Below are 17,089 nucleotides of genomic sequence, written 5' to 3'. Positions count from 1 at the left end.
TGTTATTTTTTAAATAGAAAGATATTAAAAGTTATGAGTCACTCTAATCAGGATATACAAACTAAAAACATCATCATTGCCATTGATGGTTACTCAGGCTGTGGTAAGAGTAGCACTGCAAAAACTGTCGCTTCTCGTTTAAGTTATGCCTATATTGATACAGGAGCTATGTATAGAGCTGTAACACTCTATTTTTATCGTCATCGTATCGAACATACAGACAAAGAACAGGTCAGAAAAGCACTCACTTCTATTTTATTAGAATTTAAGTTTGATGAAGAAACTAAAAGTAGCCATATTTTTTTAAATGGCGAAAATGTAGAATCACTTATTCGTCAAATGCACATTTCAGAGCGTGTAAGTCAGGTAAGTACGATTGCAGAAGTGCGTCATTTCTTGGTGGCACAGCAGCGTTTGATGGGAAATAACAAAGGTATTGTTATGGATGGAAGAGATATCGGAACAGTTGTCTTTCCTAATGCAGAGCTTAAAGTATTTATGACGGCACAAGTGGCTACTAGAGCTTTACGTCGTCAAAAGGAATTGGAAGGTTTAGGACAAAATGTAGAGCTTTCTGAAATCATTAATAATCTTGAAAAGCGAGATTTGATAGATTCTACTCGTCAGGAAAGTCCTCTTCGTAAAGCTGATGATGCTATTGAAATCGATACTACCAATTTAGAATTTGAAGAGCAGGTGGAGAGAGTTTTAGAGTTAATGAATGAAAAAATATTTAAAACTATAAGTTAATGAAAAGCTTGTTCTTTAATACTGTAGCTTCATATGAGGATATGTTAGCTGAAACAGCAGAATTGGTTAAACTAGAAAAAGAGAAAGGTAATGAAATCTATTTTATAGGTTGTAATGCAAGTATAGATCACTGTTTTGCCATCAAAAATAAGGAGTCTCATATCACTTGTATCAAATGTCAATATCAACAAAGAACAATTCTAAAAGATTTACAAATAGGAGAGAAGAATATGTTTTTTTTAAAGAAAAATACAGCCAAACCTTATCCTTTCGAAGCCTCAAAACATATAGAAGAAGTAAAATCTTATACCTATAGAGATATAAATTTAGGAATAGGTATTGCTTCCTCTTTTATTTCTTCTACAAGAGATGTAGATGCCGATATAAAGGACAATAAAGAACTCTTAAAAGCCATAACAAATACAGCCCATACAATAATTGATTCGATAATTCCAATATTTAAGGAGGTAAAACCTGATAAGGTATATTTTTATAATGGAAGAGTTGTAGAGTATAGAACTGTTTTAGAATATTGTAAAAATCAAAATATACCTTTTACCACTTATGAGGTAGGAAGTACAATTAATAAATATACAACTTTTGAAAATACATTGCCTCACGATACTAATTTAAGTGGACAACTTGCAGTAGATTTTACTAATAAAAATCCTAAAGAATCTCAAGAAAAAGGAACAGATTGGTTTATAAACAGAAAACAAGGAAGCGTTGCCAAAGATAAAATAGATATTAATTATATTGGACATCAAAAGAAACATAAATTACCAGAAAGTTTCCAAAAGTATAAAGAAGACGGAAAACATATCATTTCTATTTTTAATTCATCAGAAGATGAAATAGCTTCATTAGGCAATGATATTTGGAAAACGTATGGAAGACAGAGTGATATTATGAATCAAGTAATAGAAGACTTTAATAAAAATAATCCAGACTATGTTTTCTATATCAGAGTACATCCGAATCAAAAAAACTTAATTGATTCAGCTGAAGTTCAAAAAATAATTCAGATACCTCAAAAATATACTAATGTAGAAGTTATTCTTCCAGCCGAAGATATAGATACTTATGCACTTATGAAAGAGAGTGATAAAGTACTTAGCTTTGGGTCTACGACAGGGATAGAAGCAACTTTTTGGGGAAAACCTTCAATAGTATATGGTTCAGCATTTTATAAAAATATTCCAAATGCTGCCTACTTTCCAAGCTCTTTTGAAAATTTGATAGAAACACTAAAAAACAAAACTCTCAAGCCTTTATCTAAAGAAGCTGCAATTATTTATGGTTATTATATTAGCGAAAGAGGAGAGGATTTAAAGCATTATAAATACCCTCTTTTTACAAAAAATAATAGGTTTGAAAGTAAAAAAAATATCAGCTTTCTATATTTAAAAATGTACAATTTTTTAATAAACCATAGTTTTCCAATGCGATTTTTTCCTCAAAAAAAATTCTATAATCTCTTTTTAAGAAAATAATTATTTATATGAAAACGCCTTTGATTTCTATAATTATTCCTTGTTATAATGGAGAACATTTTATAGAAAATGCTATACACTCTTGTATTCAGGAAACATATCAGAATGTAGAAATAATAGTTATTGATGATGGCTCTAAAGATACTTCTAAGAAAGTAGTTGAAAATTTATCACACCAATTATCTCAAATCAAACCTATCTTTCAAGAAAACAAAGGTGTTTGTGCTGCCCGAAATGCAGGATTAGAAATTGCTAAAGGAGATTTCTTTATCTTTTTAGATGCTGATGATATTCTACTTCCTAATTCAATTTTTCATCTCGTAGAATTACAAAAAGAGACAAATACTGATGTTGTAGTAGGGCTTACAACACTAAATACAAAGAAAGAACTTTTAAAAAATGATTTTTCTTTTTTTGAATATTTAGACAACCCAATAGCAAGTCTTATAAAAAAATGGTGGCCTATTTCTGCTGTAATGGTGAGAAACAATAAAATAAAATGGGATGAAACCATGAAAGTATGGGAAGTAGTAGATTATTTCTTCAGACTTCTGCTAGAGTATAATTTTTCTTGTACTTTTACAGACTATTACGTCAGCCAAATAAACGACTATGAAAATGAGGATAGAATCACAACAGCTTATAATCATTATGAGCCAATTAATTCAGCAAAGTTTTTTGCTCGTCTTTATCAAATGTTGAAACAAAATAATAAAATTGATTATCAAAAGACAGAAGCTCTTAATTATCAACTTATGAATTTTGTATATCAAGCATTTCAAAACAATTTGACTATTGAAAAATATATCTATCAAAGCATACAAAGAAAACAACTCAAAACAGCTTCCAACTTCAAAAGCACAGGACTAACAGGCTGGTGTTATTTTTTTGGTGTAGAAAAAGGAATGAAATTGTTTTTTCAAGCTAATAAAGTAAAATCATTATTTATAAAATAGTATTACAAAATAATACGAAATCATTTAATTTAAAATACGAACTAATTTTCACTATTCATGACTACAATTTCTCCTTCTAATACAAGCATAAAAAATAAAGCAAAAATGATTGAAAGTTTTGATTGGGTTATACTAGGAGGTGGAGCTGTCATTCAAGAATTCTATATTCCAGTTTTTCAAATTCTACAAACAGATTTAGACCTAAAAGAGAATATATCTATCATAGAACCTTCTGAAAAAGAGCAAGAAAAATTGAATCATTTTGGTGTGAATGTAGTTCAAGAAGATTTTGAAAGCTTTTTGAATAAGTATACTCCAAAGAAAGATAGACCAACATTAGTAATTATTGCATTACCTAATTTTTTGCATTTTAAGGCAATGCAAATCTGTATTGAAAAAGGACTTGATGTTTTGTGTGAAAAACCTCTGACTTTGGATAAAGAGAGTTCTTTAGAGCTTTATGAGCAAGCAAAACAAAAAAATGTAATTGTAGCTGCTGCCATGGTTAGAAGAAAATTAGCAAGTCTGAAATCATTACAGTTTATTGTTGAGAATAATATAATAGGAAATATAAAAGAGATAAAAGTAGCTGATGGAGGAAATTTTGCTTGGGTAGCTGATAGTTATGATTTTTATAATGGAAAAAATGGAGGCGTTTTGGCTGATATGGGTATTCATTATTTGGATATGTTATATAGCCTTTTTGGAGACTTAGAACCTATTGAATATCAAGAAGATTGGAAAGGGAGAACAGAAGCAAATTGTACCTATTCTCTTAAAACAAAAGAAAATGTTCCTGTTACTTTAGAGTTTTCTCGTACACATACGTTAAAAAATAGACTTGAAATAATTGGAGAGAATGGGAAAGCATGGATAGCAAAAGATAATTTTGAAAAAGCATTCTTTCAAAACAAAAAAGATTTATCTGTTCGCACACTACGAAATGAAGAACCTTTTTCAGCTTCTGATCTACTTACTCATACATTTGAAGCTGCCTTTGTACAACAAATTTATGACTTTGCTCAAGCAGTAAAAGCTAAAAAAGAAGGTGAAAAAGAAATTAACTATGTGGATGCTAAGCAAGCCTCAAAAACAGTAGCTTTAGTAGAATGGGCATACAAAAAACGAAATACTTCTACTTCTTTTATAAGTAAAGAGGCTAGTAAATACTTCATTACAGGAGGAACAGGTTTCATAGGAACAGCTTTAATAAATCGTTTGGCAGAAGAAGGACATCAAATCACTGCACCTGTCAGACATTACCGAAATTGTGCTTCTATTTCAAGATGGGAAAATGTAGAAATGCCTCGTCTAAACTTATTAGATTATGAAGCTGTAAAAGAAGCTACAAAAGGAAAAGAGTATATTTTTCATTTGGCAGTAGCTGCTGATGGAAGTAATGCCTATGAAGTAAATGTAAATGGAACAAAAAATTTAGTAAAAGCTGCAACAGAAAATGGAGTAAAAGGAATAGTCATTACAAGTACTATGAATGTATATGGATTTCCTACATCACCAGCTACAAATGGAGTTGTCGATGAGTCTTGGAATGATAAAAAAGTAGTTCCTGCGGGGCAAAATTATGGTGCGACTAAAGCTGTTATGCAAAAATGGGCGTTAAACTGGGCAAAAAAACACCCAGAATTACATCTTTCTATCGTAAATCCGACGTGTGTATATGGAGTAGAGGGCAAAACTTATACAACACTGCCTTATTTTTTAAGAGATGTAAATCGTTTTACTTGGATAAACAATGGACAAGGAATTGCAAATTATGTCTATATTGATAATCTTTTAGAAGCAATGTTACTAGCCTTGCATACACCAAAGGCACATGGCGAAAATTATATTATCAATGATGGATATACGACTTGGAAAGAGTTTTTGACTCCTCTTCTATTAGATAAAGCTCAGAATATTCCTTCTCTGACGAAAAATGAACTAGAAAAAGGAAGTTTTACTAAATCAGAAAATCTTATAGTTACAGCCAAAAGTCTGCTTGGAAGTTATGAAATGATGGAAATCATAAATCGTAATCCTTCTTTGAAATCACTCAAAAAAATAGCTTTATCAATTACACCAAACGTAAAGCAAACAGTCTATCAACATAGAGAAAATACAGCAGATTTTACTTCTATAATGAAGCCAAGTGAACCAACTTTCAATCCTCCAAACTGGCTCAATAGTTTATTTGCTGATACTCCAACAAAATTCTCTTCTCAAAAAGCAAAAGACCAATTGAATTGGAATCCAAAAATTGATTTTCAAGAAGGAATGGAACTGACGACAAAATGGCTTAAAGAACAAGTATTTTTAGATGTAGAATAATATTTAAAAAAATGAAAGTAAAACTCATTTCCACAGCCTTTGTTGGTGTTTTAGTGAAACGACACCAACAAAAACACAACCAACTATGAAACTCATTTCTGTTATTATTCCTGCTTATAATTGTGAATCTTTTATAAAAGAAACTTTAGAGAGTGTATTTAATCAAAGTATTGGAATAGAAAATCTAGAAATAATACTGATTAATGATGGCTCAACAGATAATACTCTATCTATTTTAAGAGAATATGAGAAGCAAGATCAAATTACTTTGATAGATACACCTAATAGAGGAGTAAGTGCTGCTAGAGAAACAGGTAGAAATATAGCAAAAGGAGAATATATTCAATATTTGGATAGTGATGATTTGCTTACTTCTCAAAAAATAGAAATTCAATATAAAGCATTGGAAGAAAATAAAGCTGATATAGCGTATGGAGATTGGCAAAAATTTTCTGAAAGAAATAATACTAAAACCCTTTTGGATAAAACAGAAAGACAAATAGAAGGAGATGAAGAAGTGGCTCTTTTTACAGACTTTTGGTGTCCTCCTGCGACTATTTTATATTCTAAATCTATTGTCCATAAAATAGGAAGTTGGAACATGGATTTACCAATCATTCAAGATGCTCGTTATTTTTTAGATGCAGCTATTCATAAAGGTAAATTTGTTTATACTGAGGGAGTAATGGCAGAATATAGAGTTTCAGAAGGTACATCACTATCACAACGCCATGGCGAAGTAAAGTTTGTAACTGATGTTTTTACAAATGCCAAACAAATCCATGAGTTATGGAAAGCAGAACTAGCAACTAGAAAAGATAAAGCAGATGCTATTATTTCTTGTTATAGATATTGTATTCAGGTATTTGGATTGAATGATGAAAAAAGACTTTTCGAAGAAGCAATTTCTAAAATTTATGAAATAGAACCTCATTTTATTCCTCAAAAATCAAAAGGAATGAAATATTTGAGTTCTGTTTTAGGCTACGCAAAGGCTGAAAGATTAGCAAACAAATATCGAAAAGTTAGGGAGAAATAAATTATAAAGTCACTAAAAAAAACGATATTCAAAAAACTATTTAAGTCATGAAAATTGCATTAGGTGTAGGTTATTATTATCCCGATTCTATTGGAGGAACAGAAAAATATGTACACGATTTGGCTACTTATCTTGTTTCTCAAAATATAGAAGTTAGTATTATTGCGCCTAGTTCGTCCGAAGACTGTAAAGCAACAGGAAATTATTCTTATCAAAATAATGATGTAAAAGGAAAAGAATATACAGTATACAGGTTTGAAGTTCCTAAAGAATTAAGCCACGAAGAAATAACAGATAAAGTAATTTGTAGAGGGTGGCAAAATTTTGAAGAGTTATTGAACAAACTAAAACCTGATATTTTTCATTTGCATACACTTTCCACAACACTCAATTATCGTCATCTCAAAATAGCAAAAGAAAAAGGAATCAAAACACTTTTTACGGCACATATCCCAGGTATTATTTGTCCTAAAGGTGATTTTATACAATATCCTAATAAAGTCTGTAATGGGAAACTACACAATTCGACTTGTGGATATTGTTATGCCCAACAGAGACACAAAAATAAAATAGTGGCAGAAGTTACAGGAACGCTTGCTAAATCAAATTTTGTATCTAGTTTATTAGAAAAAAAAATACCTCAATTTAGCATTGTTAGTCAGAAAAAAAACACGCTTCAAGAATTAGAAGAAAATACAAATCATATTATTGCAGTTTGTCAGTGGCTCTACAATGCCTTTTTGATAAATAATGTTTCTCCAAATCATTTGAAAATTTGTAGACAAGGAGTAAGTACAAGCTACTTAGAAAGTCAAATTAAAACAGAAAGCGTAGAGCTGCAAGATGATTCTCACAACATCAAAATAGGTTTTATTGGAAGACTAGAACCCATAAAAGGACTTCATATTTTGTTAGATGCCTATGAAAAAGTAGTGAGAGAAAATACAGATATAAAACTTGAACTTCATATTGTAGCCGTCAAGCAAGAGCTTCACCTTGATTATTACAAGCAACTACAAGAACAAATAAAATCTTTGCCTAATATAATTTATCAAGAAAGTCTACCAGCAGAAAAGGTAAGTCTATTTATGGCAAAACTAGACTATCTATGTATTCCTTCTACGTGGCTAGAAACAGGTCCTATTGTAGCTTATGAAGCTTTTGCAAATCAAATTCCGATTATTGGGGCAAATATTGGAGGTTTGGCAGAACTTGTTGAAGATAATAAAACAGGATTTTTGTATGCACACAACAATAATAATGGACTTAAAAATATACTACTAAAAGTAGCTCATCAAACAGAATTAGTTCGTAAACTTAAAAGAAACCTGCAAGCTCCTAGAACTACGAAAGAGGTAGGAAGAGAAATGGTGAAAATATATTTATCTTTGTGAATCTATATTATTTATAAGAAAAAAATGAATAAAGAAAAAATATCAGCAATAGTAAAATTTGTTTTGAAAGATAAATTTTTTTACGTAATATTTTTTGTTGCATTTTTAATGTATGTTTATTTATTGCATCCAGCTTTAGCAGGTAAAAATTTCACAGACATAAAACCACATGCTGGATTTGCCAAACTATGGATAGAACAAGGGTTATCTCATGCTCCTCTAAATTTTTTATACTTTGGTACAATCATAGTATTGGGAGGGTTTTATGCTAATCTTCAATGGTTGGGTTTTGTTTCTGCTATTGTGCTTTCTTTATCATGGGCTGCAAAATATAGCATAAGTAAATGGGTTATAGAAGATTATTTAGTTATTTACAACATAGATACAAAGGTTTTTGATAAGTATATTACTTATTTAGCGATAGGAATATGTTTTGTAGGTCATATTCCATTTAATACCATTTTAAATAGAAATCACTTAAATTTCTATATGGGTGAATTATCTCCTAATACTTGGCATAATTCTACCACTACTTTTATGTTACCCTTTTGTGTGCTTCTGTTTTATTTGGCATATAAAAAAGTCTTTCTGAATCGAAAAGGACTAAATACTTTAATTATTATACTAGCTGTAACTTGTTTTTTTGTCAAACCGAACTTTACTTTATGTTTTTCGCCTATTTATTTTTGTTGTATTTTCTATAAGTATAAATTAACAAAAAACTTTTGGTTGGCTCTACCAGCTTGTATAATCCCTTTTGTCTTATTATTAGTACATTCTATAATATTATTCCACTCCACCTATGGAGGTGATTATGCACAAGCAAACCAACCAAGTATTATATTTTCTCCTTTTTCTGTATGGCAATTGCAACTGGGTAATCCTATATTAGCTCCTATACTTTCATTTTTTTCTGTGGCTATATTACCAATTTTATATCTTATTTTTTATAAAAAACGTAGTAGTATAGTGTATTTATCTCTGATTTTTTCTATACTTGCTCTTATTATCTTTATTTTATTTGCAGAAGTACATAATGGTTCTATTGCCCCATCTGGTAATTTTATTTGGCAAGTTACTATGTGTAATTATATTATGTTTTTGGTATTTGGAATAGAGTCTATGAAACGTACCTTAACAGAACCATTAGATTTTAAAAAAATAATTATATGGTTTTTAATAGCTTTGCATAGCATGTCAGGAGTAATGTATATGGGAAGAATATTGGTTAGTAAGTATTACTTTTAAATAGAGGAACAAAATTCATTGTGTATATAACTTAGAGGTTGTTTTAAAAATAAATAAGCAATTAAGTCTTTATTTTTAGTATAACACTTATAAAAATTATATTTTGAAATTGTTTAAGAATGCAAATTTTTCCTTAGAATTGGATTTGCAAACCTAATTCTAAGGAAAAATAAACTAGCTTTTGTTGGTGTTTTAGCGTAGTGACATCAACAAATACACGTATTCTATTCTTAAATAACTTCTTTATATAAAGAGTGCTAGAACTCGTAGAGGATAAAAAATGGAGTCTTATAATTTAATGCTATAGATTTCTAAAAAAACACTAAAAATAGCAACATAGCCAAAATTAATCTCTACTTTGAGAGAAATATAAAGTCCTCTAAAACTACTAAAGAAGTAGGCAAAGAGACTAAATATATATCAAAAAATAAGTGAAGTAAATGATGGAAAATAAAGAGAGTAAAAAAGTAAAAGTTATACATGCCCACCCAGGAGCTGGTATTTTTGTAAGACAATCAGCTTTGTCTTATCTAGAAAATGATATGCTAGAGTATTTCTTGACTACTTTTGTATCTCATGAAAAATATTTTCTATCCAATTTTATTACAAAAATAGTTCCCCAGCTCAAAAGAGATATAAGTCGGAAAGCAATTAATGAATTACCTTTCGAAAAACTAAAATTATATCCTTACAGAGAATTAATTCGCCTTTTTTCAAGTCGTTATGCTTCTCCTATGGTTACTCATCATATTTGGGAGTGGTCAGAACTTGCCTTTGATAATTGGGTAGCAAGTGTAATTGCACAAGAGTCTAAAAAACAAAAAATTGATGCAATTCATGTCTATGAACATGCTGCTCTATCTAGTCTTCAAAAAGCAAAGCAAAAAGGAATCTTTACTATTTTCGAACAACCTAGCCAGCACCATTCTTTCTTTGCTCCCATTGTTAAACAACAGCTAGAAAAGTATCCTGAACTACGATCTGATGAAACTAATATTTTAGTAGATAAAAAATATGATAAGTACAATCAGCGAAAAGATGAAGAGCTTCAGTTAGCTGATTTAGTAATCTGTAATTCGTCTTTTACTAAGCGTACTCTTATTGCTGCTGATATTGATGATAAAAAAATACAAGTTATTCCTCATGGATTTCCCAAAATTTTAACAGAAATAAATACAGATAATAAATCAAAATTAGGAGCAACAAAGCAAAAACCAGTTATTTTTCTAAATGCAGGAACTCAAAATCTTCGGAAAGGTGTACATTTGTTGTATAATGCGTGGCGAAAAGCAAATTTTTCATCACAAGAAGCTGAATTGTGGCTCATTGGCAGAAGCTCTTTGCCTAAAAATCTGACACACGACTTACAAGGAAGTGTCAAGATTAAAGATAGCATTCCTAGAGATGAATTGATGCAACTTTATAAAGAAGCTGATGTTTTTGTACTGCCTACTTTAGCTGATGGTTTTGCCATGGTTATTTCTGAATCTATGTCGCAAGGTGTACCTGTAATTACTACTCAAAATAGTATGGCACCTGATTTTATAACACATCAAAAAAATGGTTGGATTGTGCCAGTAGGAGATGAAGATGCTTTATTACAACAAATGAAATGGTGTGTAGAAAACAGAAATTTGCTTCCCAAAATAGGCTATGAAGCCATACAAACAGCCAAAAATTGGCAGTGGGAAAATTTTAGAAACAAAACAGCTACAACAGTAAAAGAACAGATTTTGATTCATCATGACAAACAAAGAACTAAATAATACAAAAAAACATATTTGCTTTATTTCGGCAGGACATCTTTCTTCTAATCCTAGATTAATCAAAGAGGCTACTTTAGCTACTCAAAAAGGATATACTGTTTCTATTGTGTCTATCCAAACACTAGAAAAATTAGTGCCTTTCGAAAACCAACTCTTAGCTCAAAATCCGTCTTGGCAAACCTATATTTATCCGTTCTACAAAAAGAAATTACTTTATATTTTTGGAACACTTTTTCATCATATAGCCAAACTAGCACCAAGTTTAGCAAATTCTTTTGAGTATGGAAAAATAAGTATAAATACTCCTTTTTGGCTTCCTTTTTACACTTTATTGAAGAATATAAAAGCTAATATGTATATTAATCATAATATTTATCTTACACCATTAGTCTATAAAGTAGCACAAAAAAATAAGGCAAAATTTGCAATAGATATCGAAGATGCGTACGCTTTTATTACAGCTAAAACACTAAAAGAAGGAGAAAAGAATATTATAGATATAGAAAAAAAATATTTTCCAAAAGCTGATTATATTACGGCTGCAAGCCCTTTATATATAGATTTTTATAATAACCTCTATCAAAATCTACCTATAATCACTCCAATATTAAATGTTTTTGAGGATATAAAAGATGCAGAACGTAAAGAATATAAAGACCGAAAAAACACTAATAATTTATCTCTCTATTGGTTTTCTCAAACTACAGGAAAGGGAAGAGGTATCGAACAGGTCATTGAAGCACTAAATTTATTAGATAGAAATGATATAGAACTACATTTAAGAGGAGAGGCAAGTAAAGAAACGATAGCCTATTTTCATTCTTTAGCCAAATCTCAAAATGTAAGACAAAATATATTCTTTCATAAATTAGTTTCTAATCAAGAACTTGCTTCTAGAACAGCTGAACATGATGTAGGACTAGCATTGGAACTTATAGAAACTGTAAATAGAGATTTATGTATTACAAACAAAATTTTTCAATATATAAACACAGGTTTAACTATTTTGGCTTCTGATACACAGGCTCAAAAATGGATTATGGCAAAACATACTGAAATTGGTTTTTTGATAGATATTCAAAACACAAAAGATTTTGCTCATAAAATAGAGTTACTAGCCAATAGCAAACAGAATAAAGAAAATACCTTATTAGAAAATCAAAAAAGAGCTTCTAAAAAACTCTCTGAAACCAAATATAATTGGACTATTGAAGGGCAAAAATTTATACAACTACTAGAAAAGACTTTGAATTAATAGCATAAAATGAAAAACCTTCTTATTATTTCTCCTACTTTTGTTCCTAATAATGCTGTCGATATGCATCGTGTTCGACAAGGTGTAAATTATTGGAAAGACTTTGGCTGGAATCCGATTATAGTAGGTGTAGAGCCTAATTTTACAGAATTTCCAAAAGAAGAAATTTTGCTGAAAACTATTCCTAATGATTTAGAAATTCATCATGTAAAAGCATTTTCTACCAAATATACACGAAAAGTAGGTTTAGGAGATTTGGCTTTGCGTTCTATGTATTTTTATAGAAAAAAAGTAAATCAGATTATCAGACAAAAGAAAAAAGAAGGTAATCCGATTGAGCTTATTTACTTTTCTACTACTGTTTTTCCTATCTGTGTTTTGGGAGCATATTGGAAAAAAAAGTTTGATGTTCCTTATATAATTGATATGCAAGACCCTTGGCATTCAGAGTATTATCTGTCTCGTCCAAAATCTGAACGTCCTGCAAAGTTTTGGTTTTCGTATCGTTTACATAAATTCCTTGAACCGATTGCTATGAAAAAAGTAAATGGTATCGTTTCAGTTTCGGAAGGATATTGCAAGACATTACAAGAACGCTATCAAAATATTACACCTCATAATTGTATCACACTTCCTTTTGGAGCTTTTGATAAAGATTTTGAAGTAGCTGCTACTTTAGAATATCAAAACCCATTTTTTACTCAAAATGAAGGAAATATCAATTTAGTATATGCAGGTGTAGCAGGCGAGTATATGCGAACTTCATCAAGTATTCTTTTTGAAGTAATTAAAAAAGGATTAATAGAGAAAAAAGAGCTTTATTCGAAATTAAAACTTTATTTTATTGGTACAAATTATGACCCTTTAAATCCTGTTCCTAGACTTCTGACTATTGCCAAAGAATTTGGATTAGAGAGCATTGTAAACGAACATGTAAAGCGAATAGATTACCTAAAGGTATTAAATATTTTGCAAAAAGCTGACGGACTTTTGATATTTGGAACTATTGATAAAGATTATACTGCTTCAAAACTGTATCCTTATATTCTTTCTAAAAAACCAATCTGTGCTGTTTTTTATGAAAAAAGTAGTGCTGTTACTATTCTCCGAAAGACAAATGCTGGAGTAGTAATTCCTTTTTTGGAAGAAAAGTATAACCAAGAAAAAATACAAGAGGCTTATCAAATTTTTACTGATTTTTTAGGAAATATTGTCCAAAAACCAAAAACCAATTGGCAAGAATTTGAACCTTATACAGCTAAAGAAATGACAAGAAAACAAGCTGAATTTTTTGATAAAATAATAAACTAGCAAACACTTTAACGAAGTGACTTAAAAAAATATGAAAAAACTAGCCATTATTACCACTCATCCAATTCAGTATTATGCACCTATTTTCAAATTGCTTTCTGATCGAAAAAAGATAGAAATCTGTGTCTTTTATACGTGGGGAAAAGATGCCTTAAAAGATAAATTTGATAAAGGTTTTGGCAAAAAAATAGAATGGGATATTCCTCTTTTGGAAGGATATAAGTATCAGTTTTTAGAAAACATAGCAGAAGATAAAGGCTCACATCACTTTAAAGGAATTGATAACCCAATTATTATTCAAGAAATTAAAAACTATAATCCTGATGCAATTTTGGTTTTTGGTTGGAGCTATAAAAGTCATTTGAAAGTTATTCGTCATTTCAAAAATAAAACTCCTATTTGGTTTCGTGGCGATTCTCATCTATTAGATGAAATTTCATTTCCAAAAAAGATAGCTCGTAAAGTCTTTCTTACTTGGCTCTATTCTCATATTGATAAAGCATTTTTTGTCGGAACAAATAATAAAAATTACTACCAACAGGCAGCATTAAATGACAAAAAACTCACTTTTGCTCCACACGCCATCGACAACTCTCGCTTTAAACCAACAGAAAAAAACACAGAATTAGCAAAACAATGGAGAAAAGAATTAGGGATAAAAGAAACTGAATTAGTATGGCTTTTTGCAGGAAAATTTGAACCCAAAAAATCACCTCTATTACTTTTAGAAGCATTTATTCAAAGGCAAAATGAAAAAAAAGAGCAAGAAAAAAATAAAGAATATTTGATTTTCTTAGGAAATGGAGAATTAGAAAACGAACTAAAACAAAAATCAGAATCATATCAAAATATTTATTTTTTGCCTTTTCAGAATCAATCTAAAATGCCAATTGTTTATCTGTTGTGTGATGTGTTTGTGCTTCCTTCAAAAGGTGCTGGCGAAACTTGGGGGCTTGCCATCAATGAGGCAATGGCAGCCAAAAAAGCAGTTATTGCCAGTACAAAAGTAGGTTGTGCAGTAGATTTGATTCAATCAGACAAAGAAAATAATGAAAATGGTTTTGTTTTTCAAAGTGAAAATATAGAATCTTTGAAAGAAGCTATGAATAAAATTAAATCGCAACAACAAGCAAAAGAAATGGGTGAAATATCTTATCAAATTATTCAAAATTGGTCGTTTGAGAAAATTGCTGAAAAATTAGAAGATTCTTTTTTTTAATTTTTTTTAAAATTTACAGATTATTTTTTAAATAAAACCTTACTTTTGTAGTTCTTAATTTATTTATCAAAAAAGTTTCATATTCTGTCGAATGAATTCTACTTCTATTTATCGCATTGTTTTTAGTAGCATATTTTTGTTGCTTCTGTTTACTAGTTCGCATAGTTTTGCTCAAAAGACTACTTTAGACTTCAATAACTACCAAACTTTAGAAGCAAAAGGAGAAATTCCAAAGCCATTTTTGAAACGTACGAGTGATTTTTATGAAACAAAAAGAGAAAAGAATATTCTTACTGTCGATAAAGATTTAGAAGAGAATAAAGATAAGTTTGATGTGATTTCTAGTTACCATTTGAATCAACTTCTTTGGAGTGGTTCGGTTTTGTTTGGAGACACAATTACTACTTATGTACAAGAGGTAGGTAATAAAGTATTAGAAAACTACCCAGATTTACAGGGAAAAATCTATTTTTATGTAACCAAAGAACATTCTGTAAATGCTTTTACTACGCCAGAAGGATTTATTTTTGTCAATTTAGGACTTTTGGCTCACTTAGATAATGAAGCACAACTTGCCTTTATTCTAGCTCATGAAATTACTCATTTTACCAAAAAACATAGTATTAATCAGTTTCTTTATAATGAAGAAGTAAGAAATGAAAGTAAAGGAAGTATTGCCCGTTTGCTTTCTAGGTCAAAATCACTTTACGAAGAACAGGCAAAGAAGAGTTCTTATTCCAAAGAACAAGAAATAGAAGCTGATGATGAAGGATGGGATATTTTTAGTAAAACCTCTTATGATTTATCAGAAGCCGTAGCTGCTTTTGAAGCCTTGAAAAACTCTCGCTATCCTTTTGATACACTTGTTTTTGAAAGTAAGTTTCTAAATAATTCGTATGTCAATCTACCTGATAGTTTTTATTATAGAGATGTTACTCATTTTGTAGAAATGCCAAAACTTAGTGCGAAGGAAATAGAAAAAATAAAAACACTACAAACCCACCCAGATATTGAAGAAAGAAAGAAAATTGCCTTGACAAAAATGGCTTCAAAATCTGAAAATAAAGGCGATAAATATTTAGTTTCAGAAGACCGTTTTAAGTTAGCTCAAAAAATAGCTCGTTTCGAACTTTGTAATCTTTATTTACAAGAAGAACAATTTGTAGATGCTATCTATACAGCTTTGATTTTGGAATCTCAATACGGCAAAAGTAAATATTCAGAACTTTGTATTGTAAAAGCTCTGTACGGTTTGGCAGCTTATGATATTTATGGAACACGAATTTATTTAGAACATCCTTATAATGAGATTAATTGGAAAGGTAGAAATTGGTTTTATGCTTTAGAAGATTTACATCACGACCAATTAGCCGTTTTGGCAGCTTCTCATTTGATAGAATTTGCTGATAAGTATAAGGAGTATGAGTATTTTTATTATTTTGTTCCAAAATTGTTTTTTGAAGAAAAATTACAAATTGGGACACTAAATCTCAATGAAGAAAGTATAACTGGTGAGTATATGTACCAATCTACTGATGATAGAAATTACATTGTTTCTCTTAGAGAATTAGTGGAACTAGGAGTAATGAAAGAGGCTTTGATAAAAATAAAAAACAATCAAAAGGTAAAGGATGGAGAGCTATTACATGAAGGGAGTGGATTAAAAAAAGGTTTGAAAAAACTCTTCGAATTGGGATATTCAGAAATAAACACCCTTGAGGAACAAGAAGAAATTGATAGAGTGTTTAACGAATACATTACTAAAGAAGCAGATATTTATGATCATTCTACATCTTCTTTCAGAGTAACTCCTGGTACTCCCGATTTTATTTTAAAAGAAAATATGCTTTTAGTGCGTCCTGTTTTAGTCAAAATTGGTGCAAAGAAAAAGAAAGAGTCTTGGATAGATTTTTTTGATAAAGAACAAAAAGAGCTAACAACAAAAGTAAAAGAATACAATGTAATGAGAAACGAAGAGCGTAGGTTCTCTTGCATAGCACCTGATGCTTTCACAGCTCAAGATGTAGAAAAATATAATGATTTGGCTAGTCTTTACTTTTCATTAGGTTCATATTATAGTAGAGATGCAGTACAACAAATGAAACTAGTTGATATTCCTCAGCTCAAAAAATTACAAGAAAAATACAGCACAAAATATTTAGCTCGTATAATTGTCATTTTAGATAAAGACGATTATGGTGTATTTATGCAAGTACAAAATCTACAAAATGGATTAGTTACAAAGGAGTTTATACGAACAGGTAGTTCCTACTATGACGAAGAAGATACTTGGCAGAAAAAATTAAAAGAATTATTTATTTACTAAAACA

The 17,089-nt window shown here is 30.1% G+C and carries 12 protein-coding genes; all 12 read left to right on the top strand.

The features are described 5' to 3' along the window. Positions 1–33: 33 nt before the first annotated feature. The 12 genes from cmk to V9L04_RS05125 all read left to right on the top strand — a co-directional run bounded on the left by cmk (position 34) and on the right by V9L04_RS05125 (position 17,085). Positions 34–750: a (d)CMP kinase gene (cmk, locus tag V9L04_RS05180; RefSeq protein WP_338793018.1), complete on the top strand. Its 717-nt coding sequence runs from the start codon at positions 34–36 to the stop codon at positions 748–750. Then, complete coding sequence (locus V9L04_RS05175) at positions 750–2,243, top strand: hypothetical protein (protein ID WP_338793017.1); 1,494 nt, start codon at positions 750–752, stop codon at positions 2,241–2,243. Before cmk ends, V9L04_RS05175 begins: the two co-directional genes overlap by 1 nt. 8 nt (positions 2,244–2,251) lie before the next feature. Beyond that, the gene (locus tag V9L04_RS05170; protein WP_338793016.1) at positions 2,252–3,199 is read left to right on the top strand and encodes a glycosyltransferase family 2 protein; all 948 of its coding nucleotides are present in this window, start codon (positions 2,252–2,254) and stop codon (positions 3,197–3,199) included. A 57-nt stretch (positions 3,200–3,256) separates the two neighbouring features. Further along, positions 3,257–5,527, top strand: coding sequence for an NAD-dependent epimerase/dehydratase family protein (locus tag V9L04_RS05165; RefSeq protein WP_338793015.1), 2,271 nt, complete (start codon positions 3,257–3,259; stop codon positions 5,525–5,527). A gap of 85 nt (positions 5,528–5,612) precedes the next feature. Further along, positions 5,613–6,566, top strand: coding sequence for a glycosyltransferase family 2 protein (locus V9L04_RS05160; RefSeq protein WP_338793014.1), 954 nt, complete (start codon positions 5,613–5,615; stop codon positions 6,564–6,566). Positions 6,567–6,613: 47 nt separating this feature from the next. Beyond that, a complete protein-coding gene (locus tag V9L04_RS05155; RefSeq protein WP_338793013.1) occupies positions 6,614–7,960 on the top strand; it encodes a glycosyltransferase in 1,347 nt (448 codons plus the stop codon). A 24-nt stretch (positions 7,961–7,984) separates the two neighbouring features. Next, entirely contained in the window at positions 7,985–9,208 is a 1,224-nt protein-coding gene (locus V9L04_RS05150) for a hypothetical protein (RefSeq protein ID WP_338793012.1), read from the top strand. Positions 9,209–9,648: 440 nt separating this feature from the next. Beyond that, on the top strand, positions 9,649–10,974 hold the full coding sequence (locus V9L04_RS05145; RefSeq protein ID WP_338793011.1) for a glycosyltransferase: 1,326 nt from the start codon (positions 9,649–9,651) through the stop codon (positions 10,972–10,974). Further along, the gene (locus V9L04_RS05140; protein WP_338793010.1) at positions 10,952–12,229 is read left to right on the top strand and encodes a hypothetical protein; all 1,278 of its coding nucleotides are present in this window, start codon (positions 10,952–10,954) and stop codon (positions 12,227–12,229) included. The genes V9L04_RS05145 and V9L04_RS05140 overlap by 23 nt, the downstream gene beginning before the upstream one ends. A gap of 9 nt (positions 12,230–12,238) precedes the next feature. After that, a complete protein-coding gene (locus V9L04_RS05135) occupies positions 12,239–13,540 on the top strand; it encodes a hypothetical protein (RefSeq protein ID WP_338793009.1) in 1,302 nt (433 codons plus the stop codon). A gap of 31 nt (positions 13,541–13,571) precedes the next feature. Next, the gene (locus V9L04_RS05130; protein ID WP_338793008.1) at positions 13,572–14,759 is read left to right on the top strand and encodes a glycosyltransferase family 4 protein; all 1,188 of its coding nucleotides are present in this window, start codon (positions 13,572–13,574) and stop codon (positions 14,757–14,759) included. A 91-nt stretch (positions 14,760–14,850) separates the two neighbouring features. Further along, the gene (locus V9L04_RS05125; protein WP_338793007.1) at positions 14,851–17,085 is read left to right on the top strand and encodes a M48 family metallopeptidase; all 2,235 of its coding nucleotides are present in this window, start codon (positions 14,851–14,853) and stop codon (positions 17,083–17,085) included. The last annotated feature ends 4 nt before the right edge of the window (positions 17,086–17,089 follow it).

It is taken from the genome of Bernardetia sp. MNP-M8, assembly GCF_037126285.1.
Lineage (GTDB): Bacteria > Bacteroidota > Bacteroidia > Cytophagales > Bernardetiaceae > Bernardetia.
The sequence above is the reverse complement of the archived record's forward strand: the minus strand, read 5'-3'. Positions and strand labels throughout refer to the sequence as shown.